The organism is Pseudomonas sp. GL_091, assembly GCF_057837725.1.
In genome coordinates this window covers 5303335-5329314 of the sequence record NZ_CM174451.1, presented here as the reverse complement: position 1 = coordinate 5329314, position 25980 = coordinate 5303335, and the positions used below count along the sequence as shown (strand labels likewise).

Below are 25980 nucleotides of genomic sequence, written 5' to 3'. Positions count from 1 at the left end.
CGAAGTTTAGATAGCCGTATGGTCCCGTGTGGAAGCGGGGGCGGTTAACCCTATATCTGCAAGGAAGATTCGACATGGCGCAAAAATTGTCTGAAAAAGTTCCCAAAGAACCGCGTTCCATTGCGGAGTTACCACTTCCGATAGTTGCACACGCCTCTTCCAACAGCACGCTCGATCCCATGCTGGTGCTGCAAGGTGCCAAGGTAACGGTTGCATTTGAGGGGATGAGTCGTGACCACAAGATTCAATTGTATTGGGCCGGTCCGCCAGGTCCAGGCCAGCCGACGCTACCCGTCCAGGATGGCAGTGACAGCGGCAGCATCGATATTGAGATCGACGTCTCTGTGGTCGGTGCCTGTATTGGCAGGACCGTGCCTATCAGGTACACCGCTACACATAATGGTAAGACTGAAACGTCCCTGACGCTTGGGTTGACGGTGCAGCAATTCGAATCGAAAGATTTGCCGGCACCGGAGTTTCTCGATGTGTCGACTGAACATGGCGCTCGTTGGCTGGACCTGCGCAAGTTCGCCGGCGATGTCAGGCTTCATCTGAATCCCTGGCCGCTTATGGCGCAGGGCCAGCGGCTGTGGATTCTAGCGGTCGGCAATGAACACCATGTCGGCAACTACAGGTTCCAGTGGGTGCTGGAAAATCATCGGGTGACTGCGCTGGACATTCGACTGGGTTTCAGGGAGGTGTTGTCCCGCCTTTGGGCGGGGGGGAATGAAGACTACTCTTCAATAACCTTGCAAGCGACTGTCACTTTCGACGCTGCCCTGGGTGAACAGCCAGCAGATCCGACGGTTTCCTTGCTCCCGGCAAATGCCCTTGAACTCAGGTTCACTACTGAAAATCTGCGAGTGGGTGAACCGGAACTGCACTTGCTAGCGCCGAGCGTGCTGGAGGCCACGGAATGCGGAGCAGAAGGGTGCCTGCTAAACCCGATCAACGCAAAAGACGGCGCGACGATTCGCGTGGCTTACGAGGGGATGGCACAGACCGACTGGGTGTGTGCCTATTTCGAGGGGACTGCTGGTGCCGGGACTCCGTCGCTGGCTTGTAAGTACGGATCGAACAATGGTTTTGTCGATTTCCAGGTACCGGCTTCGGCGATCAGTGCCAACTTGTGTAAATCGGTCACTGTGCGCTACACGGTCTTGCGTGACACATTGTGGCCATCCCTGCCGTTAACTCTCAAGGTGCTCAATCTCACTGATTTGCCCACGCCAGAGGTGACCCAAGTCACTGGGGGCGAGTTGGATCTCAGAACGTTCTCGGGAAACGCCGAATGCACAGTGGCCCCGTGGTGGTTTATCACCGAAGGCCAGCCGACCTGGTTATGGGTAACGGGTGAATTGGAAGATGGCACGCCTTACAGCTTCGATGTCTTGATCGGGCAAGGGCTTCCCGCGTCGGGTGAGGATGACGGTGTCACCAGTTACTTGCCGCGTCACGAGTTGGAAAAACTGGCGGATTGCAGCAAGTTCCAGGTGCGGTTCGCGGTCAACTTCAATGGCCAGATCGATCATTCCAGCGCGGTCAAGTTCCCGCTGCGGGAGCTGACGGTGCATCAGCAAGACCTGAACCTGATCCCGCCGATAGTACTTGAGGCGGCGAGGAATTTCCTCAACCCGGAAAACGCGAGAGAAGGCGTCACTGTGCAAGTGGAGTATGACCGTATCAGTCCTCGCCACACGATTCAGCTTTATTGGGTACGGCCGGATGGCACGAGTTTGCCGATCGAGGACAAACTGGGTAATGGCGTGCCAGGTTATGTTGAGTTCAAGGTGGCGCTCAATGAGGTGATCGCTTGTATCGGCAAGACCGTGTCCCTTCATTACACCGTGACAAGTCAATGCAAGCAGGCAACCTCTTTGGATCTAAACCTGAACGTTCTCGTGCCTAAAAACTGGCCGAAATTAGTCTTGATTCAGGCGACCAATAGCATTTTGGACTTAAGTAACTTTATCGGTGATGCCACGGTCAAGGTCAAACCATGGGCCCCGTGGATGGTAGAAGGTCAAAGAATCTGGTTGATCGGCACGGGCACCCATAAGAACGGTGCGGTTCATACGTTTGAGGTCACTAGCGGGGACGCTGTGACTGCAGATGAAGTGATGGATGGTTTAGTCAGAACAGTGAAACGTACTGATCTTGATGTGTTGTTGGATAATAGTGACTTGAGGTTTACTTGTTATATTTCATTGGATGGCAGTCATGTTAGATCTGAAGCAGTTGTATTGCCTATTCTGCATCTGACAGTTCGGGCGGTGCCTGAAATTCATTACGAAAACTTTGATGGTCAGCCCAATCAGTTTATCAGTGGTGGGCAGAGCATTGATAATCCCGCTTTAAAGATGAGGATAAGGCTATTGGCGGGTTCATATGGAAGGGCTGGGATCATGACATTTGGGAACCCTGTTTCAGGTATGTTATCCGGACCCGCAATTGTAATGTCCTATACGTTAGATCACGCCATTCCGGAACAGCGTTTGTGGTTGGATTTCCGAGTGCCGTATCGGCGTGTCAGGTTTGCCTATACTCATAATCATCGGCCCGCGAGAGTCATATTTTATGATGAGTCTTATAATGTAATTGATGAATTGCATTTTCAGGGGCAATTTAATGGTGGGCTGCTGCACAATTGGGTTGATGTGTCTGCTCCTGTCGGAAAGTGCATTTTGTTCATTGAGTTAGTGCAAATGGACTATTCCTTTCTGGATTATTTCACTCTGTGGAAATGATGTGGGTTTTTTCACTCTGTTACATGAGTAATGATAAGTGTTCCCCCTAACCGCAAGCCCTCAGTTTTTCGGTTTTCGGATTAGGGGTATTGATAAGGTGCTCTTTGCTTCAGTCTTCAGATTGTTGCTGTGAAATGGGCTTGTCATGGCAGCGCGTTCGGTCTTTCACTCCGTTGTGATTGCAATTGGCAATCTGGATGGACGATTAAATTTCCAACGGTGATCTACGTCTATTGTTGAACCGTCGATGATTATCGTGAGCCCGATAATGCCCAATCTGAATGACCTGACCTGACCTGACCTGACCTGACCGCCCTGGCCTTGCCGACCGGCTGCCGTCTTGTAGCCGATGAAACTGAAAGCCGGCTGAGCTTCAACCTTGAAGGCCAACCGCTGATTCAACTGCGGCTGACCCGCGATCCGGAACTGCGGTTGCAAGTAGAGGAAGGTTTCGGCCGTCTTGACCGCCACACAATCTGGGCTGCCTGCTACTGGCTATTAGCCCGTGATCCTGCCTGCCAGCGCTTGACCTGGCAACTCGATGAAGCCCCAACCGAGGCATTGCTCAGCGGTTTGCTGATCCCGACGGAAACGGCCGGTCAATACCGTTGCGAACGCACGCTGTTCTGGCAGTTGCCACAGCCCTGGCTGACGCAGGCGTCGAGCAGCTATCCGCAGCAAATGGTCATCAGTGGCGGCAAGCGTCATCCATTGCGACCGATCAAGCCGCGAGGTGAAGTTTACCGGCGTTTTGATGCGCGCCTGGGGATGTGGATTTCCCTGCGTACGGTGGATATCGATCTGGACCTGGCCCGTTTCAACCGCTGGCAGAACAGCCCGCGTGTCGCGAGTTTCTGGCAGGAGGAGGGCAGCCTCGAACAGCATCGCCAATACCTGAGCAAACTCGAAGCCGACCCGCACACGCTGACGCTCATCGGTTGTTTCGACGATCAACCGTTCGCTTACTTCGAAGCCTACTGGGCCAGGGAAGATCGCATCGCACCGTTCTACGAGGCCAGCGATTACGACCGTGGCATTCACATGCTGGTGGGTGAAGAAAACCACCGCGGTCCGCACAGGGTGGCGAGTTGGTTATCGGCACTGGTGCATTACCTGTTTCTTGATGATCCGCGCACGCAGCGCGTGGTTGCCGAGCCGCGTGCCGATAACGCGAAGATGATCGGTTACATGCAGGAGCAGCTCTTTCACTGGGAGAAAGAGTTCGCCTTCCCGCACAAGCGCGTGGCCTTGATGGTGTTGGGGCGGGAGGGGTTTTTTGATCGGTGCAGACTGGCTTGAGATTCAAGATTCGTTGCGGTCTTGAGTCAGCCTTCGCGAGCAAGCCCGCTCCCACATTTGTCCTGTGTTCGCAGGACCCTGTGGGTGCGAGCCTGCTCGCGATGGGGGGCGCTGAAATATCGGATCTTATTGGCGAGCAGCCGTATCGCCACGGTTACCCGACACCTTGCGGCAGTGCACCAGAGCATCACGGATCATGAAGTTCACCAGGGTCGGCGAGACGCCGAGTTCCTTGGCGATGTCCTTTTGCGGTACGCCGTGCAGGCGATACATCTCGAAGGCGTAGCGGGTACCGCTCGGCAGCTCGGTCAACACATCGGCAATGTGCTCCAGTGTCGAGAAATTGATGTGCGAGGTTTCCGGTGACGCACCCTGGGTCACCACATTCAGCCCTTCCTCTTCAGGGCCGGAATACTTCTGCTCCAGCGCCTGCTTGCGGTAGTGGTCGATCGCCAGGTTGCGCACGATCTGGAACAGGTAGCTGAGCTGAGCCTTGATCGAACTGGTGATGGGCGGGGCCGATTGCAACCGGAAGAATGCATCCTGCACAACATCTTCGGCACGTGAGCGACAACCGGTAATTCGGGCTGCGATCTTCACCAGAATCAGTCGATTGTCGGCGAATGCCTGAAGTAGCGGTGTATCGCACCTGCTTGTGGATACTGGTTCCATCATGGACATCACCTTGCTGCCAAAAGGTTAGTGGGACGGCGAATGAACCGGGGGGGCCGTCCTACAGATCGAGCGCCAAATTAGGCTTAATGATAATTATTGTCAAATGAGAAAATAACTAATTCCCTTCAGAATGCAGAGTGATAACTGCGACACGCCGACTCACTTCCGTCCGCTTCGTGTTCCAGCCAGCGACTATTTATTTCAAGACGTCATCCGTTCTCAAGGATGAATTGCACAGCGCAATCCTCATCACCCCGTAGGAGCGAGCTCACTCGCGATGGTCGTCAACGATGACGATGGGCGCCTGACACCCCGCGGCGTTCTCCGGATTTTCGCGAGCAGGCTCGCTCCTACCAAGCCGAATTCAGGCAGGAAACCTGTTGCAGCAAATCGACGGGGCGCCGCCGTTGCTGTGTGTCGATACCCTCGACGGTGCACTGGCCGAGCGCTGGGTCGCGGCGCACTTGCAGGACGATCACATCGCCTTCCTGCAATACACCTCCGGCTCCACCGCGCTGCCTAAAGGCGTGCAAGTCAGCCACGGCAATCTGGTGGCCAACGAATTGCTGATTCGCCACGGTTTCGGCATAGACCTGAACCCCGACGACGTCATCGTCAGCTGGCTGCCGCTTTACCACGACATGGGCCTGATCGGCGGCCTGTTGCAGCCGATTTTCAGCGGCGTGCCCTGCGTGTTGATGTCCCCGGAGTATTTCCTCGGCCGGCCGTTGCGCTGGCTGGAGGCGATCAGCGAATACGGCGGCACCATCAGCGGCGGACCGGATTTTGCCTATCGCTTGTGCCGCGAGCGGGTCAGCGAGTCAGCCCTGGAACGGCTCGACCTGAGTGGCTGGTGCGTGGCGTATTCCGGTTCCGAGCCGATTCGCCTCGACACCCTGGAACGCTTCGCCGACAAGTTCGCCACCTGCGGCTTCAGTGCGGACAGTTTCATGGCCTCCTAAGGTCTGGCCGAAGCCACCTTGTTCGTGGCCGGCACAGCAAGCGGCCAAGGCATCGGCAACCTGCGGGTGGACGATCAGGCCCTGGCGCAGAACCGTGTCGAAGCGGGCGAGGGCAGCCCGATCATGAGTTGCGGTATCAGCCAACCGGCGCACGCGGTGCTGATCATCGATCCGGTCTCGCTCAGCGAACAGGCCGACAACGTCGTCGGCGAAGTCTGGGCCAGCGGGCCGAGCATCGCCTCAGGCTACTGGCGCAACCCCGAGGCGTCCGCCAAGACCTTCGTCCGGCACGCCGGGCAGACCTGGCTGCGCACCGGGGACCTGGGCTTCCTGCGCAACGGCGAACTGTTCATCACCGGGCGCCTGAAGGACATGCTGATCGTGCGCGGGCACAACCTGTACCCGCAGGACATCGAGCAGACCGTCGAGCGCGAAGTGGAAGTGGTGCGCAAAGGCCGGGTTGCCGCCTTTGCCGTCACGGTCGAGGGTCAGGAAGGTATCGGCATCGCCGCCGAAATCAGCCGCAGTGTGCAGAAAATCCTGCCACCGGAATCCTTGATCAAAGCCATTCGCCAAGCCGTCGCCGAGGCGTATCAGCAAGCGCCGAGCGTGGTGGTGCTGCTCAATCCGGGCGCGCTGCCCAAGACCTCCAGCGGCAAATTGCAGCGCTCGGCGTGTCGCAATCGCCTGGCGGACGGCAGTCTCGACAGCTACGCGGTATTCCCGTCGGCCAGCAACGAAAGTACGGGTAATAGCGAGTCGGGATCGGCGGTACAAAGCTTGATCGCGGGTATCTGGCGTGAGCAGTTGCAAGTGAAGCAGGTGGGCGTCGACGATCATTTCTTCCTGCTCGGCGGCAACTCCATCGCGGCGACGCAGGTAGTGGCGCGCCGGCGACTGCGAACTGCACTTCTATTCGATCAACTTCGACGCCGCCACCGAGCGCTTGCTGGTGCCGCTGCTCAGCGGTGCGCAAGTGGTGCTGCGGGCTCAAGGGCAGTGGGACGCAGAAGAAATCTGTGGCCTGATCCGACGTCATCACATCAACGTCCTCGGTTTCACGCCGAGCTACGGCAGCCAGTTGGCGCAATGGCTGGCAACGCAAAATGAAACCCTGCCGGTGCGCATGATCATCACCGGCGACCTGGTGCGCCAGCGCGCCGACGGCCTGGTGGAATACCTCGGACGCATCGACCATCAAGTGAAGATCCGTGGTTTCCGCATTGAGCTGGGCGAAATCGAAGCACGCTTGCATGAGCAAGCGGAAATCCGTGACGCAGCGGTCGGTGTGCAGGAAGGCGTCAACGGCAAGCACCTGGTTGGCTATCTGGTCGCGGCCGATGCTTCGCTTGATTCAAACGAGCGACTGGAGCGAATCAAGCTGCGACTGCGTGCCGAACTGCCGGAGTACATGGTGCCGCTGCATTGGTTGTGGCTGGACAAACTGCCGCTCAATGCCAACGGCAAACTGGATCGCAAGGCGCTACCGGCGCTGGAGATCGGCCAGATTGGGAGTCAGGATTACCAGGCGCCGCGCAATGACCTGGAGCAAACCCTGGCTGCAATCTGGGCCGAGGTGCTGAAGGTCGAGCGAGTGGGCGTTCGCGACAACTTTTTCGAACTCGGCGGACATTCATTGCTTGCCACGCAAATCGCCTCGCGGGTGCAGAAAACCCTGCAACGGGATGTGCCGCTGCGGGCGATGTTCGAGTGCAGCACGGTGGAGGAATTGGCCGGGTATATCGATGGATTGGCGGCGAGTGAGATCACCGAGGAGAAGGTGGATCGATTGAATGACCTGATGGCGGAGCTGGAGGGGCTCTAAAGGTCAAAAATTCCCGGAAAATCCGGATGCTGCCCCACGGGCACGTCCGGAGCCGCCGGAACATAGTTTCATAAGCTACTGGCGCTTGGACCCCGCCCTTCTTTCTGAGGGGCAGGCTGCCTGGCTTCTGCCGGGCCCTCCCGGTCCTTCAATTCGATCAGTCCCATTTCAAGCGCTTTGACCAGCGCCTGCAAACGTGAGCTGACGCCGAATTTTCGCAGGATATTGCCGATGTGATAGTTCACCCCCGCTTCAGACCGAGCAAGAATCCGCGCGATCTCCCAGGATGACTTGCCCATTGCACACCACTCCAGGATTTCGCGCTCTTTGGCGGAGAGTGCGGGGTATTTGTAGGGCTCGGCCATGGGGAACACTATTTTGGCTGGGAACTGGACTGAGCTGGCAGTATTCATGATAGGTCTCCCGTTGGGATTCGTCTTGGGTGGGGCTGAGTTACTGCGAGAGTCTGTTATAGCGCGATTTGGGGCGGTTGGAACCTGTTAGAAATAACAGGTGGCGCGGATTATTTTGGTGGATGGAACGAATTTGTAGTACATGGTTTAAGTGTTTTCAACTAGTAGATTTGTCAGTTTTGGTTACCTAGATTTGATGCTTGAATGGTGCTGCGGTTAAAAATTTAATGCGGGTTCGGTAATCTATAAGGTGGCTGTCATGAATACTTCGGTCTCTGTTTCTGGTTTAGTGTCGCCTAGTCTAGATGTTAGTGCTGTCAAGGCTGTTGGGGCTGAATTTAGACTTGATAGTGTAGGGCGGAGAGAGATTGCGTTTACTTTGACTATTTTTCCGGGGAGTAATGGTACACTGTGGTGGACTAGGTGGAATGAAAATTCAGATGTAGTTGAAAAAGTAGGGGATTTTCATGCAGGTGTTCATCCTCTGACGTTTACTGATTTACTTCCTATAAAAAACTACCAATTTTTCATGACCGGGGTCGGGTCTCCTCCGCCATCTTTAACTGTCAAAACGTTAGGAGCTAACCCTACTCCTCCGAATCATTTCACTCCTTTCTATCAATCGGAGAATGAAGTTTACTTCTTTTGGGATGGAGGCGAGGTCGATACTGGTGAACCGCGCTATGAAATACGGCGAGACGGAGTGCTGCTCGAGGTAGTAGATAAACCTCCCTACAGGGATAACACTCCAATGCAAGGGCGTGATCATAAGTATTGCATTCGAACAGTTGATGAAGAGTTTCTTTATTCGGACCCTGTGTGTGTTGTCGTGAAATTTGAAGACTTCACAGCACCCACAGACCCCTCGAGCGTAAGAACCTCTAATCTTGGTCTTACCTTGAGTTGGGACGAGTCGTACGATAGTTCTGGTGATATCACCTATATCGTCGACCAAGGCATCGGAAATGAATTGGGACGTACGAAAGAAGTCGAGTTTGCTGTTACCGGCCTGGAATTGGGGAAACGCTATGAATTTGGCGTGACGGCTACCGATAAGGCCGGCCATCTATCGAATCGAGTTACAGTCCATTATCCGGCGCAGGGTATTCCTCTGAAGGGCAAACTGTAACGCTCCGATGCTGGTAGCTCCATGCGTTTAACCAAATCCCGATGCCTGTGCATCGGGATTTTTTTGTGCGCCGGTAGAGGCACGTCAAACGGGTGATGATCGTCCGGTTGATTCTCACATAAAAGACCTCTTTCAGCCCCGGTACTCCCCCGGGGTCTACCGCCCTGCCTCCTCGATGAACTCGTCCCGACATCCCTGAAGAGCTTCAAAACACTCTCCGACAACACTTACGCAACAGGCCAGCGACACTCGGCCCTCTTTCATTATCCGCGCGCGAAAGCGTTTAAATCGCAGAGATTTGTCCTACAGAACCTTCAGATAGTTCTTGCATACCGGTACTACAAAAAACGAGAAGATGCGCGCCGTTGAAACGCAACATCATATTTACTGATGTTGATCAATAACCCGGTGCTAACTTTTGTCGCTTGGCCAAAGCACGCACTATTAATCAGATGTTTAAAGGTGAACCCAATGTTCAAGAAAATTGCAATTTCTGCCCCGGTGCTTGCTTTGGCTTTTGTTTCCTCGGCCGCCATGGCTGCTCCACAAACTCACAACGTTCAAGTCTTCGCTGATATCCCGAGCGCCGACTTCTATGTGCAGCCAGTCAACCACGACACTGTAGTCATGCCTCAGCAATTGCTCTGGAATGCTACAACTTCCCAGCTGGAAGGCATCAGCCGTGACTTCAAGGCGAAAAGCGCCGTTGGCGGCGCTGGCCCAGCCATCCAGGCAACTCTGCTGGACCCGGCGGTCATGACCTCTGGCACAGATGATATTGTGTTGGACGTCAAGTTCAATAACGTTCAGTTGGTTTGGGGCAGTGCGGAAGATGTTGTTGCTGCTGGTGCTGCGAACAGTGAAATCATCGCTCCCCTGAGCATTACGCCAATCGTACCTGGCGGCGGTTACAAGGAAGGTAACTACACCGGGAACGTTCGTGTGATGTTCGACGCGCCTTGATGGTTGTTGGATAAGTTCTAACTATCTGTATGTTCTTTATGTGGCCGGCGCAGCCGGTCGCATTCTTCCTTGCACATGCAAGCGCTAACTTGAGATATTGATCAATGTTTTCGATGACTCCTATCGCAGGAGCGCTTGCGCTTATTATTTGCGCAGGTGCGCTTGCCAGTGAAAGCCAACCTGCGAATAAGTCCGTAAGTTTGCTGCAACAGGCTGAAGGTTTGCCTGCAGAGTTTCATGAATTCTTTTTTGATGTTCCATTGGCTGTTCGAGTCGAAGTCGATCAACAGTTCCTGGGTGAAGCCATGATCCTGTTGACCCGCGATGAGCGAGTGACGCTGATCAACTTTACGGATACACGCAACAGTGACCTTACTGCGAGCGAGCGTGATGAGTGGGCTGCTTTCTTGACGCAGGGCGCGGCGTTGGGTGCCTGTAAAAGTGGCTGCCCTCGGCAATTGCAGTCGGTTCACTACAGTCTGGAAGACTCCATGGTGTCGTTGGTGACGGCGAACGCTGAGCGCGATCCGCAAACCCGACTGTTTCATGATCAGCCTGAAGGCGGCAGCCACGGTATGATTGTGCGCAATCAACTGAACATCAGCGGCGGTCAGCAGCAGAATATCGCCGGCCGTTATGGCCTGGAGGCAACCGCGAGCCAGGGCAACTGGACGAACACGTTTAATGCTCAGCTGTCGCGCATGTCAGGAACCGATACGGGCATCAAGCATGCTGTCCATGAGTTGCATACCCAACGGGAACTGGAGGGCACCTTCATCCGTGCCGGGTATTTCACGCCCAGTGCCCAAGGTCTGACTCGGTCTGTGCGCACCATCGGGCGAGGTCCCGATACGGTAATGGGGCTCATGTACGGCAGTTCCGACAGCCTGGCGATCGACAACGCCAACCCTAGTCTCTATCCCATTACGGTGACCGCCAACCGCCAAGCGATGGTGGAAATCTATCGCAACGGTGTGCTGATCAACAGTCAGCAAGTGGCGAGCGGTCTGCAGACTCTCGATACGCGTCCGCTGCCCGGCGGAATCTACGAAGTGGAAGTACGCGTGGTCGAAGACGGTCAAGTGATTACCACCACTTCGGAGCTTATTTACAAGCCCAATAATTGGCGCAACCCGGAAAATCGCTGGCGCTACAACCTGTTCGCCGGTCGCGAGAGCAAACTGCTCAGCAATTGGCAGGAGCGCGATGACGGTGAACTGACGGCAGGCGCAGCCTTTAACTTCTTGCTGCATCCGCGAGTGGTCCTGGGGCTTTCCGCCCGTCAGGTAAAGGAGCAGATGCAGTTGGGCACCTCTGCCGACTGGACGGTGGGCGAGAAAACTTCCCTTTACACCAGCCTTTCCCAGACCAAGGGGGAAGGCACGGGGATGGAGGTGCAAGGTGTGCATCGCTACAACGGCGGCAGTGTGGTGTTGCGCCATCAGCGTAGCTGGCTGGACACCCGTAATACTTACGAAGTGCTGCCGGACGGGAGCCACATCCGTCAACGCAACACCTACAACGGACAAACCAGCAATACCTCGCTGTCAGTGAATCAGCGCCTGAACAGCAGGAGTTCGCTCAGCGCGCAAGTGTCTCAAAGCCAGGGTTACAACGAAGGATTGGGCATCGACCTGAGCTGGACCCGCAACGCGCAGTTGTTCGGCAACAGCGCGGACTGGCGCGTGGCGGTGTTCGATCGACCGGGCACGGTGGGCACTGCCGACCAGCGAAACCGCGGGATCGATATCAGCTTGCGCATGGCTCTGGGTTCCGACGGTCACCAGGTGACCGGCAGCGTCGGTCAACGTACATCGCGTGACGGTGGACGGGATCCCAACGCGTCCGTCACCTATCGTCGCGACCTCAAGGATCACGTCCTGCAAAGTGTTGCTGCAACCGTCAGCAAGGATGTGTACGGGACAGGTCAGGCGGGCACGGCTGATTTCAAGACTGACCAGGTCAGCGGTTCGATGCATGCGCAACGATCATCCTTCAACGGTCAGATCAGCGGCGGTTTGAATCTGGACAGTACCTTGGCGGTCAGTGGCAAAAAACTTGTATTGAGTAGCCAGACCTCGACCGGAGAGGCGGGAATGATCATCGATGTCGAGAGCGATCTCGATGATATCGAACTGCGGGCCGACGACTTCGCCGGTACCCACGCCACATTGCGGCCGGGGCGCAATTTTATTCCCGTTTCGGCGTACAAGAACGGCACGGTGAATTTTGATTTCAAGGGCACTGATGTTCCCGCGGCGGCAATCCAGCCTGCGCGCACCACCTATCACTTGAACAAGGGTGGGGTGGATTATCGCCAGGTGCGCATTCTGAAGACTGTGACCGTGATGGGGCGCCTGTTGGATGCCAGTGGAAAACCGTTGAAAGGCCACCACGTCATCAACCATGCCAGTCGTGGCGTCAGCGAAGTCGATGGGTTCTTTTCAATGGAACTTAGTGAGAACTCTCCTACACTTGAAGTGCGGCACGACAGTCAGTTGTTATGCCAGTTCAGGCTCGATCCGGCCTCCCAGCGTCGAGAGAATGATGTGCTGATGGTAGGGGATCTGCGGTGTCATCCGGACACCTTGGCCGAAGCTGCTTATAAGTCTGAGAAAGCCAGTTGATGGGCTCTTATACAACAGCAGCGAGAACATGGCGTACACAGGACAGTCAAATGAACAAGTTAATCAACCGTCTGGTGCTGGGATCGGCACTTTGCGGGTTTGCAAGTTTAGCCAATGCCGCTGTATTGGAGGTACAAGCCGAGATCAGGCCGGATCCGATTAATCCGGGAATCGCGGAGATTATCAATAACACACCTGTTACCGGGTACTGCACGGAATTTCCGGGTAATTGCAACAGTAGGGGAATTCGAAGTAACAGCTTTCCTATTGTTTTTACGTCGTCAGGGGTCATTCCCAAGGATCATGTGATCCCCTTTGGTTTTCCGGCGACATGGCGCAGGTTTACTGTCGAACATGCGGTGATTCCTGGCGAAACGGCGGAGGTCGAAATTCGCATTGCCGGAGTGGGGACCCGTTATCGCTTGAGTGATACAGCACGAGCAATCATCGGAGCTCCGGGGGGAATGCCTGTGTTTGATACTCACGCCTTTCTCTGGCAACCCTCGTGGGCTGAGGCAATTGCTCCCTGCCAGCAAATAAATGCTACTTCCCAGGGGGCTGATCCTAACGGAAGAGACTTTACGGCATTCTGGTTGACACCGCAGAACGTCACCACTTGCTCAAGGAGTCCGAAATACAACATTCCCGGCATGTCCTTGCAACGGCTCGATGTACATTATGAGTTGCGGGCTGTTCGACCGGAGCAGTTGATAAGTGGCGACTATCAAGGGACGTATACTTACTCCACCAGCGGCGATTTCGATATGGGTGTCTTGAACCCCAATGACGCTGCAATGACATTCAATTTAAATCTGGCGGTAAAGCAGGACGTCAACGTCAAAATGTCCGCCGACAGTGTTGCCCTGGCACCCAAGGGTGGCTGGATGGAGTGGATCACTCATGGAAGACGAGCCGAGAAAATATTGGGTGACTTGCGGTTTTTCATCTTGACTTCTTCGCCATTTAAAATGGATCTCACCTGCGATCGAATGGGACCTGTAACCTGCCTGATACGCAACGGTACCCACGAAGTACCTGTCAATATCAGTGTCAGCCTGCCCAGTCCTTGGGTGGACGGTTCAGACCAGCCGGTAGTACGGCGTCCGCTGACGATAGGCGGTGCTGGCCTGGAGCATCTGAAGCCTACAGGTTTGCCCACTCGAGAACCCAGCCTGCTGCATTTTGAAGTGCCTGCAGATTCAGTTGCAACAATGCATGACGATAGCAGTTATCGAGGAACCGTTTTTATAACTTTTGATTCCGATATCTAATCGCAGTAGCAAAGCCTGAGGCTGACTCAGGCTGTTGTCCCAGTACGAGGCTTTATCTCATGAAATCCATTTATATGTTGTTGTGCACATTTTTTTTCAGTCTGTGTGCGCACGCCGGCCCCAGCCTGCAAATTGGTACCTTCTATGACTTTATGAAGGGCAATCAAAGTACCTATCTGAAACGTATTCATAACGGTGGTACTTCAACGGCGTTCGTCAAGATCGAGATCAAGGAGATTTTTTATCAGCAGAATGGAAACTCCCGCGAAGAGCCCTTGAAGAGTGTCGATGGCAGCACCCGTGACGGTCTGGTCGCCAGCCCGGCCAGGCTTATCGTCCCGGCCAAAGGGACTCAGGGTACTCGCCTGCTGTATACCGGCGATCGAAGTAAAGAGCGCTATTTTCGGGTTCGTTTTTTACCCGTCGTTCCCGAAAAGGAAGACAAGTTCGCCGTCTCGGACACTGAGCGTGAAACTTATGAAAAGGAAATGTCTGCCGGTTTCAACGTAATGGCCGGTTATGGCATGGTGTTTTTTGTGCGCCCGGCCAATACCCGTTTCGATACCAAAATAGACAACACTGCTAATCGCTACCAGTTGAAAAACAATGGCAATAGCGTCGTTGTCATCGACTCGTTCAAGGACTGCGCGGCCAAGAACGAAGATGATTGCAAGCCGACCAAAAAAGTACACTTGATTCCAGGTCATGATTTCGCGTTCGACAAACAAGCGGGTCGAGTCTATCGCTATAACCTGATCGAGGACGAAAAGAAAACACCTGTGCAAGTGAAGGGGTAGTTAGCGTTTATGAGTCATGTTTCCCAAACCAGACATGCAGGCAAGTGGGGCATGGATCAGCGCTGGGATAGTTCGGTTTACGTGGCCACTGTCATTTTGACTATGGCCACGCTTGCTTTTGGGGGCTGATTACCAGTTATCGAGGGCCTGGCGGCCAACTACATCACCGGGGAGAAGGCGGTGGCACAAACGCACACACTCCAGCGATTGACGAGGGACTGTCAGCCACTCAGTCTTCCGGCTCCATTTTTACTCGCGGAGACAGTCGATGCCCTACGTAACGATAGATGGACAAGCCCTTCATTACATCGATCAAGGCACCGGCCCGGCGGTACTGCTGGCCGGTAGTTACCTGTGGGACCAGGCCATGTGGGCTCCGCAGATTGCCGCGCTGTCGCAACAGTATCGTGTGATAGCCCTGGACCTCTGGGGACACGGCCAATCCGGGCCGTTGCCTGTCGGTACGACATCGCTGGATGACCTGGCACGTCAGGCATTGGTCTTGCTCGACCACCTGGACATCGAGCGGGTCACACTGGTCGGCCTGTCGGTGGGCGGCATGTGGGGCGTGCGCCTGGCGCTGTCGGCAGCGCACCGGCTCAATGGCCTGGTGTTGATGGACACCTACGTCGGCGCCGAACCGGAGCCGACTCGCCAGTATTATTTTTCACTGTTGAAGCAGATCGAAGAGGCGGGTGTCATCACTCCAGCGCTGCTGGATATTGTGGTGCCGATTTTCTTCCGGCCGGGCATTGATCCACAGTCGGCGCTCTACCGGGATTTTCGTGCTTCCCTGGCGACTCTACCCTCGGATCGCCTGCGTGAAAGCATCGTGCCGATGGGGCGGATTACATTTGGGCGGGATGACCAGTTATCGCGTCTGGGCGAACTGGACGCAGCGACCACATTGGTGATGTGCGGCGATCAGGACAAGCCTCGGCCACCGAGTGAAGCCCGTGAAATGGCCGAGTTGATTGGCTGCCCGTGGGTGCTGGTGCCAGAGGCGGGGCATATTTCCAATCTGGAGAATCCCGGGTTTGTGACTGAAACTCTGTTGGCATTTTTGGCCGGCAGGGCTTAGTCGAATCTACCGACGCCATCGCGAGCAGAAGTCACTTCGGCCCGAGAATCTTCGCCAGTTTGTCCGGCGAAGGCGCGCCTTGCTGCTGTTGCAGATTACCCTTGTCGTCCATGTAGAAAATCGCCGGCGTCGCCTGCAACTCCAGCTCTTCCATCAATTGCATGTTGGCCGCGAACTTTGCCTGAATCGCTGGCGGCACTTCCTTCAAGGCTTTGAGCGAACTGTCCTTGCCAGCGGCTTCGTGTTCCTGCAGGGCTTTTTCCGGATCTTTGGCCGCGAGCAGTGCGGCGGATTTGCCCGGGCTGTCCTCGCGGATGATGCCCACCATGATGTGGCGCAACTGCACCTTGCCAGCCTTGACCCACGGCCGGGCCTGCTCCCAGAACATGTTGCAGTACGGGCAGTTCGGGTCACTGAACAGGTACACCACGCGCGGCGCATCCTTTTTGCCGTCGCCGATCCAGTTGCTGGTTTCGAACTTGGCCCAGACTTCCTTGGCCATCGGGGCATACACCAGTTTCTGCAAAGGTGCGCTGCTCAGGTCATTGCCCTCGGCGTCATACAGGTTGCCCAGCAACACGTGTTTGCCATCCGGGGTCAGGTACAGCGCCATGCCGCGGTTCTGGTATTGCGCGGCATAACCGCGCAGGCCGTCGGGGGCGTCGAACTGGCCGACGATTTTCGCGCCCTTGGCCTCGATTTTCTTGATCGCATCGGGCAACTCTTCGGCCTGCACCGATGGCAGGTGCAACAGGGCAGCACCGAGGCTCAGTGTCAGCAGGTGGCGGAGGCGGGGCATGGCAATTTCCTTGAAGAGGTGGCGGGTACGGTGTCGAAGTTTTCCAGCGCGCGGGCCAGGCTGGCTTCCGACAACTCGCCCAGATGGCTGCCCAGCAGGCGACCTTCGGGGTTGTAGAACAGCGTAGTCGGCAATGCCATGGAACCGACGGCCTGGCTCAGACGCCCGCTGCCGTCGAACAGCACGTTAGACAGGCTCAGGCCCTGGGTTTCCAGAAAGGTCGCGACGCTTTGCATGCTTTCCGCCTGATTGACGAACAGGAACGTCAGGTCCGGCCGTTGTTGCTGGGCGTTTTCCAGCACCGGCATTTCCCGGCGGCACGGCGGGCACCAGGTGGCCCAGAGATTGATCACCAACGGGCCGCCCTTGTAGTCGGCCAGTTGCACGGTTTCGCCAGCGGCGTTGCGCAGGGCGATTTCCGGCAGGCGTGTGCCTTGTTCATAAATCGACAGGGAGAACGTCGCCAACAGCCAGAACGCCAGGCCACTGGCCACGCCATAGCCCAATGGACGGCGCAGCCCCGGGCGACGCCAGCCGCGATACAGCGTGGCGAGCAAAACCACGACCACCCCCGGCCAGGCGAGAAAACCGCCATCGCGCAGGTCTATGACCTGCCACGGATCATTGCGATAGTGCACCCAATAGGCCGCCACGAAACTGATTCGGGCCGCCAGCATGCCTAGTAGGAACAGGCTGAACAGCACCGACTCGGGGTTTTCACCACCACGCTTGGCGACCCGCCAGCCGACAAAAGTGGCCAGCGCCAGCGCACTGATCAGCAGCAAGTGATTAAGCGCGATGGCAAAGGTGCCGAGGGTGAAGGTCAGCATTAACGGGCGTCTCGGGTGTTGGTCCAGCGTTGCAGGAAAGTATCGGCATCGACCTCGCCGGTGATGCGCTGGCTGCGCCGCTCTTCACCGTCCACGCCAATCCACAGCAGGCTCGGCGGCCCTGGCACTTTGTAGCGGCCGAGCAGTTCTCGGCTGGCGGCATTGTCGGCGGTGACGTCCAGGCGGAGCAAGCGCACATCGCCCAAGGCTTCGAGGACACGGGTTTTGCCGAAGACCTGTTTTTCCATGACCTTGCACGACACGCACCAGTCGGCGTAGTAGTCCAGCAGCACCCACTGGCCCTGAGCCTGCGCGGCGTCGAGTTCCTGTTGCAGTGCCTGCGGATCCTTGATGGTGGTGAAGGCATCGTGGCCAACCGGCACGGCGGCCACAGCCTGGTTCGAGGCGCGGTAGATCTGCAATGGCTTGAACGGATCATCGCCGCCACCGGCCGCACCGATCACCAACAGGCCACCCCATAAACCGAGCAGCAACGAACTGGCGCCAAACAGGTGCGCGATACGGCCAAAACCTTCGGACTGTTTCCAGGCGCTGTAGGCCGCGATCAGCAGCAGCGCGCCGCACAAGCCGACCCACAGGGATTCGTCCAGCACCGGGCGCAGCATCAGCAATGCGGTGGCGAGGAACAGGAAGCCGAAAATGCCTTTGATCAGGTTCATCCAGGCGCCAGGCTTGGGCATGAAGCGATTGCCGACGGTCACCAGCAACAGCAGCGGCACACCGATGCCGATGCCCATGGCAAACAGGATCAATCCGCCATGCAACGCGTTACCGCTTTGCGCGATGTAGAGCAGGGCGCCGGCCAGCGGTGCGGTCATGCACGGCCCGACCAGCAGACCGGACAGCGCCCCCAGCACCCCGGCACCGATCAGACTGCCGCCGCGCTGATTGCGCGAGACGTTTTCCAGGCGATCACGCACGGCCACCGGCAGTTGCAGTTCGAAGAAGCCGAACATCGGCAGCGCCAGCAGCATGAAAATCGCCGCGAAACTCCCCAGCAGCCAGGGGTTCTGCAACCAGGCTTGCAGGTTCGCCCCGAGGGAGGCGGCCAGGACACCCATCGCCGCATACACCAGCGCCATGCTGATTACGTAACTGCTGGCCAGGGCAAATCCACGTTTGGGCGTGGCGCCGCTGCCGACGATCAACCCGGCCAGGATCGGCAGCATCGGCAATGAACAAGGCGTGAAGGCCAGCAACAGGCCCAGGCCGAAGAACAGCAAAAGGCTCCAGCCCAGCGCCCGTTGTTGCAGGCTGCTGGCCAGCGCCTGGTCCGGTGCTTCAGTGGCCGCATTCAGTGCATTGGTATTACCCAGGTCGACGACTCTGGTTTGTGGCGGATAACACAAACCGGCATCGGCGCAGCCCTGGTAACTGACCTTGACCTGACCACTGGCACCCGCCGGAATCTTCAGTTCCAGGCCCTGACGGTAGACTTGCTGTTCACCGAAAAACTCGTCGCTGTGGGCTTCACCTTCCGGCAACGCAGGATGCTGTTCGACAGACAATCCGTCGAACTTCAAGCGTTTCTGGTACAGGTAATAGCCGTCGGTGATCTGCCAATAGAGCTGGGTTTCACCGGATTCCAGACGTTCGGAAGTGAAGGCGAAGGCTTTGTCGACGGAAAGAAAGTCGGGTTTGGTTTCAAAAGGATTGTTGCCAGCCTGGGCCTGACTCAGGCTGGCAAACAATGCCAGCAGCAAGAAAACGAAGTAACGCATCGACAACACCTGGGGCTTACATAATTCATGCACGATGATGGTCGTCGATTAACCGGGTGTTAACTCAAAAAAGTCGAGCGTGCGCATGGACTGATACAACATGGCGTTACTGGCCAGGCCGAGTCACTTGATATCGCTATAGGTCAACCTGTACTCGGACATTGGCGGATGATCGACCTCCCACTGCCGGGCAAAGACTTTGGCGGCGGTGATCTGATCGGCTGTCATGATTGTTGCAACGGACTGGAGGTCCTGTGTGGCCAGGGTATGCACGGACAACTCCCGGGTGGTTTCGGCGATCAGCCAGAACAAACCGTAACTTTTGACCAGATCCTCCGTGAAGCCATATTCGTCAGTGCCATCTTCAGTGGTGTAAAAACCACCGAGGGCACGGCCATAGTTCAGCAGTCCGTAGACATCATTGCGCTGTGCGCGTTTTTCAACCAATTGACGCCTGACAGGGAGATCCCAAAGGGCTGGCGGTCGATTGGCAGACCAATGCATGGCCCTGGAGAAACCACTGTCAGCGGCTTTTTTCAGCAAGCCGTGGATGGCGGTATCTCTCTCTGTCTCGTCAAGAATGAGCGTTTTGTCCTCCTCGTACTTGATCGCGAGAATGAACTGGGCCTCCATTGATCCGGCATCGGCCGCTTTTTTAAGCGTCGCAATGTTCTGGTCCAGTTCGTACAGCGCAAGCATGGCGTCGGCATTGCCTTTATTCGCCTCTGCCTGAGCCAGTTCCTTGGCTTTTTTCAGCGAGTCATCGTCGCCCAGCCGCATCAGGGCGTACACGTGATTTTGCGCCGCGGCCAGTCCATACCACTTTTTCGCGTCATCGGTCAGGCCCTTTGCCCGGCGCCTGAAGACTTCGCCCAAGGCGTATTGCGCATCCCGATTGCCAGCCGTTGCGCCGATAGTCAGATAGGTTTGCGACTGGGTGAACTCGCCCAGGTTGTACAATGCCAGCCCCCTGGTCGTGGCTTGTGTTGGCAGCTCGGTCACCTGGGTGGTTTGCATTTCCAGCCCGTCAGGCAGATTGAACAGTGACTTGAGCGCGGGTTCGTGGGTATACATAGTGGGTACCTGTGATGAATTGAATGTGAGTGCTACCCGACACAGACTATTGAGATGGGTGGGTATGGATGCGGTACATATGTATTGCATTCAATCAATCCAGGCGCGCCATCGTTACCCTCTGGTTCTCAGGCATAATCCGGGGTTAATCGGCGGTGTATTCAATCTCCATATTTGCGAAGGTTTCACCATGCACGTACTGGTTTGTGAAGACGACGAGCTGATCGCCAGCGGCATTGTCGCCGGCCTGACCGCCCAGGGCCTGACCGTGGAGCACGTCGCCACGGCGTCCGCCGCCCGGGCGATGCTCAAGGTGGCGGAGTTTGACGTCATGGTGCTCGACCTCGGGTTGCCGGACGAAGATGGCCTCAAGCTGCTGCAGCAGTTGCGCCATCAAGGCCTGGAGTTGCCGGTCTTGATCCTCACCGCCCGGGACTCGGTCACTGACCGTGTCGATGGCCTGCAAGCCGGTGCCGATGATTACCTGCTCAAACCATTCGACCTGCGCGAACTCGCTGCGCGCCTGCACACGCTGTTGCGGCGGGTGGCGGGGCGCAGCGTCAACCTGATCGAGCATGGTGCCCTGACCTACGACCCGAGCAGCCGCGAAACCACGCTCGCGGGGCAGCCGGTGGACCTGTCGCGTCGCGAGCAGTCATTGCTGCAAGCCTTGCTGCATAACCGTGGCCGCGTGTTGTCCACCGAGCAACTCAAGGACAGCGTCTACGGTTTCAACGACGAGCTGGAAAGCAATGCCCTCAACGTCCATATCCATCACCTGCGGCGCAAGCTCGGCAACGGCATTGTCGAGACGGTGCGTGGCCTGGGCTATCGCCTGGGGCCGGCTGATGGCGGAGAAGAATCGAAGTGATGAGTCTGCGTTTGCGCCTGAGCCTGACGCTCGGCGCCGCATTTGCCTTGATCTGGGCCCTGGCCGCGGCCTGGATGCTCAGCGATTTGCGCAATCAAATGATGTTTTCCCTCGACCAGCGCCTGGTGGCATCGGCGCGCATGGTCGCCGGCCTGATGGAGCAACTGCCGCCCGTGCCGAGCAAGGGCGAGGGCACCCACTTCAGTGCCGAACAACTGAACATACCGGGGGGCATGGCCTGCCAGGTCAGCTCGTTGCGCGGTGAAATCCTCGCCCGCAGTCACACCGAACCGCAGCAGACCCTGGAGGCCGAGAAACTGGGTTTTCACGACCAGATGATCGACGGCGCGCCGTGGCGCAGTTTCACATTGGCCCGGGGCGATCTGCGCATTACCACCGCCGACCGGCAGATCGAGCGCGAGGCGTTGAACATGTCGATCCTGCTGGCCGCTTCGGTGCCGGTGGGCGTGGCGCTGCTCGGTTGCCTGTGTTTGCTCTGGCTGGGCATCGGCCAGGGGCTGGCGCCGCTCAACCGCATGCGCGACGCCTTGATGCGCCGCAGCGCCGACTCCCTCGAACCCTTGCAGATCCAGCCATTGCCCAGCGAGCTGCAACCCTTGCTGGAAACCCAGAACCAGTTGCTCCAGCGCATCGGCAAGACCATCGAGCGCGAACGTCGCCTGACCGGTGACGCGGCCCATGAACTGCGCAGCCCGCTGACCGCAATCAAGACCCACCTGCAAGTGGCACGGATGACTGAAGGTAGCGCCCGGGATCAGTCCCTGGCCCGGGCCGAAGAGGGGGCGGACCGCATGCACCGGACCCTCGAACAATTGCTGTTGCTGGCGCGCGTCGAGGGCAGTCTGTCGTTTGATGACGGTGTGCAATGCAACGCCGAGCAAGTGGCGAAACTGGCGATTCAGGACGCGGCGAGCGGCGATCGCCAACGCATCAGGCTTCTGGCACCGGGCAAGGTCTCCGCCGCGCCGGTACAAATGCCCGCCGTGCTGTCGATTGCCGCGCTGCGCAACTTGCTCGACAACGCACTGCGCCATACCCCTGCTGACAAATCCGTGGAGTTGAGCCTGGAAACCAGCGGCAACCGTGTGCAGTTCGTGGTGCGCGACCATGGGCCGGGGATTCCCGAAGAAGACCTGCAACACCTGACCCAGCGCTTCTGGCGTAACGGCCAGAGCACCGGTTGTGGTCTGGGGCTGGCGATTGTCCAGGCCATCGTTCAGCGTTGCGGTTGCACGCTGCATTTCGATAGCCGGCCGGACGGCTTGCGGGTCGAGCTGACGATGCCGCTGCAACCGGTCTGAAAACACCACAAAACCCTGTGGGAGCGAGCCTGCTCGCGATGAACGATAACTCGGTCTAACTCAATTACACACCACTCAGCCCCTTGATCAGCAAATCCACATTTCCCTCCAGTTCCGCCACCGGATCCTCGGCATCGGTACTCAACACCACCAACCGGCTACCCGACCCGGCAATCACTGCTTTCAGCGCATCCGACGGCTGGCGATGATGCAACACCACCGCCACGTCATTGTCCTTGAGCGTCGTGCCCAACTGCTTTAGCGCCACCGGTGTCCATTCGGCATCGGCGCGTGCGTCCTGGCCGATCAATTCCAGGTTGAGACTGCTGATCAGGTAGCCGAAGTGATCGCTCAGGCTCATCACAATGAGGTTGTCCGCATTGGCCAGGCGCGCTTCGCTGGCGGCACTGAGCTGGAGCAAACGCTGCTTGAGCGCTGCCAGGTTCGCGTCGATTTTCGGCTTGGCCTCGGGGGCCAGGCGTACCAGGTCCGCCGCCATCACATCGGCCATGCGCCCCATGTTATTGCTGGAGAACCACGGCTGACTGTTCAACCCGTCGACCTTGTTGGCGGGCTGTACGGCTATGCCGGGCAGGGCGCCGTCCACCGGGCGGGCGGCGTCGACTTCGACGATGCGGATATTGCTGCGCCGGGAGATCGGGTACAGCGGGTCATCCGGCCACAGTGAGCGCAGGCCGATCACCGCATCGGCATCGTTCGCCAGTTTGGCTAGCGCCGGGGCGCCACGGCCGGTGAAATAGGCGGTCTGGCGGCTGCCGGGCAGGTTGGCCGGGGCCGCGCGTTCGAGGCTGACATCGGTGCCCTTGAGCAAGACTTCACCCAGACCATAGGTAATCGGCAAGGAGGCCAGCACACGCAGCGGTTTGCCGTTGTCGGTGGCGATGGCCGTTGTCGCCAGCCCGCACAGGGCGACGGCGAGGGTCAGTTGGCGCAGTGAAAAAGTCATTTATCCAAGGTTCCCTTTCAGACTGGGGACGACGCCGCGCGCGAGGGCGGCCAGGGCGAAGGCGATACCGGCCACGAGGATGATCGCGGCGCCGGACGGGATCGGCAGGTCAAAGACAATCGGCGCGAGAATCCCGCATAGGGTGCTGACCGTGGCGATCAACACCGAACACCAGAAAAAGCCCTTCAGCGATTGGCTGAGCAGGCGTGCCGCGGCGGCCGGAATCACCAGCAGGGCGCCCACCAGAATCGCGCCGATGACCTTCACGGCGGCAACGGTGATCAGCGTCACCAGAATCACGAACAGATAGTCCAGGGCCCTCACCGCCACCCCACGCACCGCCGCCAGTTGCGGATTGAAACTGGCGAGCATGATGCGGTTGTACAAAGGCAAGGCCAGGGCCATGACCAGCGAACCGACGATAGCGAGCACCAGCAGGTCATTGCCGTTGACCGTCAGCACCGAGCCGAACAGCACGTTTTCCAGAATGTGCACGTTGATCTTGCCCGCCAGAATCAGCAGCAGGCTCGCGCCCAGGGCGAGCGACACCGAGAGAAACACACCGATCAAGGTGTCCGGCGCCAGTCCGGTGCGGTTGCGCAGGTAGTTGAGCAGGATGCCGAACAGCAGGCAGTAGCCGAACAGACTGCCGTAAGGCCCGGTGTAGGGTTCGCCGAGCAGGATGCCGATGGCCACGCCGGTCAGCGCAGCGTGACCGACCGCCTCGGAGAAAAACGCGAAGCGCTTGACCACCACCAGCGTGCCCAGGCCTCCCAGCACCGGGCCGATCAGCAGTCCGGCGATCAAGGCGTTGACCACGAACCCATAGGCCAGTGCCTCGGGCAGATAACCCGATGACGCCCAGCCCTGGACCATCAGGCGAAAAGCTTCGTAACTCATCAGGCAAAGCTCCGTGGGTGGGTCGAGAACAGGGTCAACAGACGCTCCGGTGTCAGCGCCTGTTGCGGCGTGGCGTCGAACAGCACCCGGCGATTGAGCCCGGTGACGTCATCGGCCAGGCGCCCGACCGCTTCCAGGTCGTGCTCGATCCACAGCACGGTGATGCCCGCCGCTCGCCAGTCGCCGAGCAAGCGTTCGAACACGCGGATGCCGGCTTCATCGAGGGCGGACATCGGTTCGTCGAGCACCAGCAGTTGCGGAGGCGGAATCAGCCCCTGGGCCAGCAACACCCGTTGCCGTTCGCCGCCGGACAGCGCGCCCATGCGGCGCTTGCGTTTGTCCTGCATGCCGACCCGCTCCAGCGCCTCGCCGATCGCCGCCGCGTAGTGTTTGCTCAAGCCGAGAAAGGCCGGGCGCCGCTGGCACATGGCGGCCATGAAATCGTCGATGGTCATCGGCAAACCCCGGTCGAACTCCAGCGCCTGTGGCACATAGCCGATGGTCCCCGGCTCGGCGGGCCAGTGCAGGCTCAAGCGACCCTGGTGCGGCATCTGCCCGAGCAGGGTCTTGATCAGCGAACTCTTGCCACCGCCGTTGGGGCCGACCAGTGCGTGCACGCTGCCGGACTGAACCTGGAAGGTGACGTTGTCAAGGATGGTGGTGCGCCCGAGGGTCAGCCTGATGTCGGAAAAATCCAATGTTGGCCCCGCTCCCACAGGGTATTCGGCGTTTGGGGCGATGAGCGTTTCTTTCGATGTCATGCCCCCGACTCCTGAATCGCCCGCACCACGGTGTCGAGGTTGCCGGTCATTTCCTTTTCGTACTTGTCGGCGGTGTATTCGCCGTAGGAAATGTGCGACAGCGGATACAGCTTCACCCCGGATTCGCGCTGGATGGTATCGACGTAAGTGGAAGGAAAGTCCATCTCCGAGAAGATCACCTTCACGTCCATCGCACGCAGTTGATCGATGGTTTTTTTCAGCTGGCTCGGGCTCGGTTCGATGCCATGGGCCGGTTCGACCACGGCCGTCACTTCCAGTCCGAACTCACGCAGCAGGTAGTCGTAGGCCGCGTGCACGGTTGCCACCCGCAGTTCGGCGTTCGGTGCCTGGGTCAGTTTGGCCAGGGCATCGGCGCGCATCTTGCGCAGGCGCTTGCCGTAGGCGCGGGCGTTCTCGGTATAGGTCTTGGCATTGACCGGATCGAGCTTGCCCAGCTCCCGGGCGATGTTGTTGACCTGGGCAATCGAGGCGCTGATCGACAGGAAGGTGTGTGGATTGACCACCTTGCCGGCGCCGCGTGCGGCCACGCCGGTGGCGGCCAGCAGCGGCACGTTTTCGTTGGCTTCGATCACTGGCACGTTCGGGGTTTCGCTGGCGGCGATCATGCGGTCGGCGAAGTCGTCATGGCCGACACCGTTGAGCACGATCACGTCCAGCCCGCTGATGCGCTTGATGTCTTCGGCGCGGGGCTCGTAGGCATGCGGGTTGAAACCCGCCGGAATCAGCGGCACCACCTCGGCCTTATTGCCGACAATGTTCGCCACGTAGCTGTAGTAAGGATGCAGGGTGATGCCGATGTGCAGGCGCTTGGCTTCGTTGGCGATGGCCAGTGATGGCAGCAGGCAGGCGAGCAAGCCGACCAGCAGCAGGCGCAAAAAAGAACGGTGAGATGAATTGGGCATGG

Annotated in this window: 20 protein-coding genes and 2 pseudogenes; 12 read left to right on the top strand and 10 right to left on the bottom strand. The window is 57.9% G+C overall.

What is annotated here, in order from left to right:
* Nucleotides 1-74 precede the first annotated feature (74 nt).
* On the top strand, nt 75-2747 hold the full coding sequence (locus tag AC3ITY_RS24125; protein WP_489305433.1) for a hypothetical protein: 2673 nt from the start codon (nt 75-77) through the stop codon (nt 2745-2747).
* 321 nt (nt 2748-3068) lie between these two features.
* Nucleotides 3069-4046, top strand: a complete 978-nt coding sequence (locus AC3ITY_RS24120; RefSeq protein ID WP_489305431.1) for a GNAT family N-acetyltransferase — start codon at nt 3069-3071, stop codon at nt 4044-4046.
* Between the two features lie 126 nt (nt 4047-4172).
* Here AC3ITY_RS24120 and AC3ITY_RS24115 read toward each other — a convergent pair whose 3' ends face one another.
* Nucleotides 4173-4721 carry an RNA polymerase factor sigma-70 gene (locus tag AC3ITY_RS24115; RefSeq protein ID WP_489305429.1) on the bottom strand — a complete coding sequence of 183 codons (549 nt, stop codon included), beginning with the start codon at nt 4719-4721 and terminating at the stop codon, nt 4173-4175.
* Nucleotides 4722-5101: 380 nt separating this feature from the next.
* Between AC3ITY_RS24115 and AC3ITY_RS24110 the strand changes: the two are divergent.
* Both AC3ITY_RS24110 and AC3ITY_RS24105 read left to right on the top strand, forming a co-directional pair.
* Nucleotides 5102-6604: pseudogene (locus AC3ITY_RS24110) on the top strand (AMP-binding protein); the annotation flags it as partial.
* A gap of 202 nt (nt 6605-6806) precedes the next feature.
* Nucleotides 6807-7508, top strand: a pseudogene (locus tag AC3ITY_RS24105) (phosphopantetheine-binding protein); the annotation flags it as partial.
* Nucleotides 7509-7576: 68 nt separating this feature from the next.
* On the opposite strand, the gene AC3ITY_RS24100 reads toward AC3ITY_RS24105, so the two are convergent.
* A complete protein-coding gene (locus AC3ITY_RS24100) occupies nt 7577-7921 on the bottom strand; it encodes a response regulator transcription factor (protein ID WP_489305427.1) in 345 nt (114 codons plus the stop codon).
* 259 nt (nt 7922-8180) lie between these two features.
* Between AC3ITY_RS24100 and AC3ITY_RS24095 the strand changes: the two genes are divergently transcribed.
* From AC3ITY_RS24095 to AC3ITY_RS24070, 6 genes are all read left to right on the top strand, one after another.
* Nucleotides 8181-9050: a fibronectin type III domain-containing protein gene (locus tag AC3ITY_RS24095; protein WP_489305425.1), complete on the top strand. Its 870-nt coding sequence runs from the start codon at nt 8181-8183 to the stop codon at nt 9048-9050.
* A gap of 471 nt (nt 9051-9521) precedes the next feature.
* A complete protein-coding gene (locus AC3ITY_RS24090) occupies nt 9522-10013 on the top strand; it encodes a CS1 type fimbrial major subunit (protein WP_489305423.1) in 492 nt (163 codons plus the stop codon).
* A 104-nt stretch (nt 10014-10117) separates the two neighbouring features.
* A complete protein-coding gene (locus tag AC3ITY_RS24085; RefSeq protein WP_489305421.1) occupies nt 10118-12640 on the top strand; it encodes a TcfC E-set like domain-containing protein in 2523 nt (840 codons plus the stop codon).
* A 50-nt stretch (nt 12641-12690) separates the two neighbouring features.
* Complete coding sequence (locus AC3ITY_RS24080) at nt 12691-13911, top strand: hypothetical protein (protein ID WP_489305419.1); 1221 nt, start codon at nt 12691-12693, stop codon at nt 13909-13911.
* A gap of 59 nt (nt 13912-13970) precedes the next feature.
* Complete coding sequence (locus tag AC3ITY_RS24075) at nt 13971-14708, top strand: molecular chaperone (RefSeq protein ID WP_489305417.1); 738 nt, start codon at nt 13971-13973, stop codon at nt 14706-14708.
* Nucleotides 14709-14976: 268 nt separating this feature from the next.
* Nucleotides 14977-15789 carry an alpha/beta fold hydrolase gene (locus AC3ITY_RS24070; protein WP_489305415.1) on the top strand — a complete coding sequence of 271 codons (813 nt, stop codon included), beginning with the start codon at nt 14977-14979 and terminating at the stop codon, nt 15787-15789.
* Nucleotides 15790-15820: 31 nt separating this feature from the next.
* Here AC3ITY_RS24070 and dsbG read toward each other — a convergent pair whose 3' ends face one another.
* The 4 genes from dsbG to AC3ITY_RS24050 form a co-directional block, all read right to left on the bottom strand.
* Nucleotides 15821-16588: a thiol:disulfide interchange protein DsbG gene (gene dsbG, locus AC3ITY_RS24065; RefSeq protein ID WP_489305413.1), complete on the bottom strand. Its 768-nt coding sequence runs from the start codon at nt 16586-16588 to the stop codon at nt 15821-15823.
* Nucleotides 16564-17418: a TlpA family protein disulfide reductase gene (locus AC3ITY_RS24060; protein WP_489305411.1), complete on the bottom strand. Its 855-nt coding sequence runs from the start codon at nt 17416-17418 to the stop codon at nt 16564-16566. The genes dsbG and AC3ITY_RS24060 overlap by 25 nt, the downstream gene beginning before the upstream one ends.
* Nucleotides 17418-19160 (bottom strand): protein-disulfide reductase DsbD, encoded by a 1743-nt coding sequence (gene dsbD / locus AC3ITY_RS24055; protein WP_489305409.1) that lies wholly within the window; start codon nt 19158-19160, stop codon nt 17418-17420. Before dsbD ends, AC3ITY_RS24060 begins: the two co-directional genes overlap by 1 nt.
* A 123-nt stretch (nt 19161-19283) precedes the next feature.
* Complete coding sequence (locus AC3ITY_RS24050) at nt 19284-20177, bottom strand: tetratricopeptide repeat protein (RefSeq protein ID WP_223533335.1); 894 nt, start codon at nt 20175-20177, stop codon at nt 19284-19286.
* A gap of 247 nt (nt 20178-20424) precedes the next feature.
* On the opposite strand from AC3ITY_RS24050, the gene AC3ITY_RS24045 reads away from it, so the two are divergent.
* Nucleotides 20425-21105: a response regulator gene (locus AC3ITY_RS24045; RefSeq protein WP_008020398.1), complete on the top strand. Its 681-nt coding sequence runs from the start codon at nt 20425-20427 to the stop codon at nt 21103-21105.
* On the top strand, nt 21102-22427 hold the full coding sequence (locus tag AC3ITY_RS24040) for an ATP-binding protein (RefSeq protein ID WP_489305406.1): 1326 nt from the start codon (nt 21102-21104) through the stop codon (nt 22425-22427). The genes AC3ITY_RS24045 and AC3ITY_RS24040 overlap by 4 nt, the downstream gene beginning before the upstream one ends.
* Nucleotides 22428-22491: 64 nt before the next feature.
* Here the strand turns inward: AC3ITY_RS24040 and AC3ITY_RS24035 are convergent, their stop codons facing one another.
* Genes AC3ITY_RS24035 through AC3ITY_RS24020 form a run of 4 tightly spaced genes read right to left on the bottom strand, consistent with a single transcriptional unit; the run spans nt 22492 to nt 25978 of the window.
* The gene (locus tag AC3ITY_RS24035) at nt 22492-23394 is read right to left on the bottom strand and encodes a metal ABC transporter substrate-binding protein (RefSeq protein ID WP_489305405.1); all 903 of its coding nucleotides are present in this window, start codon (nt 23392-23394) and stop codon (nt 22492-22494) included.
* Nucleotides 23395-24294 carry a metal ABC transporter permease gene (locus AC3ITY_RS24030; protein WP_223456843.1) on the bottom strand — a complete coding sequence of 300 codons (900 nt, stop codon included), beginning with the start codon at nt 24292-24294 and terminating at the stop codon, nt 23395-23397.
* Nucleotides 24294-25055 (bottom strand): metal ABC transporter ATP-binding protein, encoded by a 762-nt coding sequence (locus tag AC3ITY_RS24025; RefSeq protein WP_489305402.1) that lies wholly within the window; start codon nt 25053-25055, stop codon nt 24294-24296. Before AC3ITY_RS24025 ends, AC3ITY_RS24030 begins: the two co-directional genes overlap by 1 nt.
* The gene (locus AC3ITY_RS24020; RefSeq protein WP_489305400.1) at nt 25052-25978 is read right to left on the bottom strand and encodes a metal ABC transporter substrate-binding protein; all 927 of its coding nucleotides are present in this window, start codon (nt 25976-25978) and stop codon (nt 25052-25054) included. The genes AC3ITY_RS24025 and AC3ITY_RS24020 overlap by 4 nt, the downstream gene beginning before the upstream one ends.
* Nucleotides 25979-25980 lie beyond the last annotated feature (2 nt).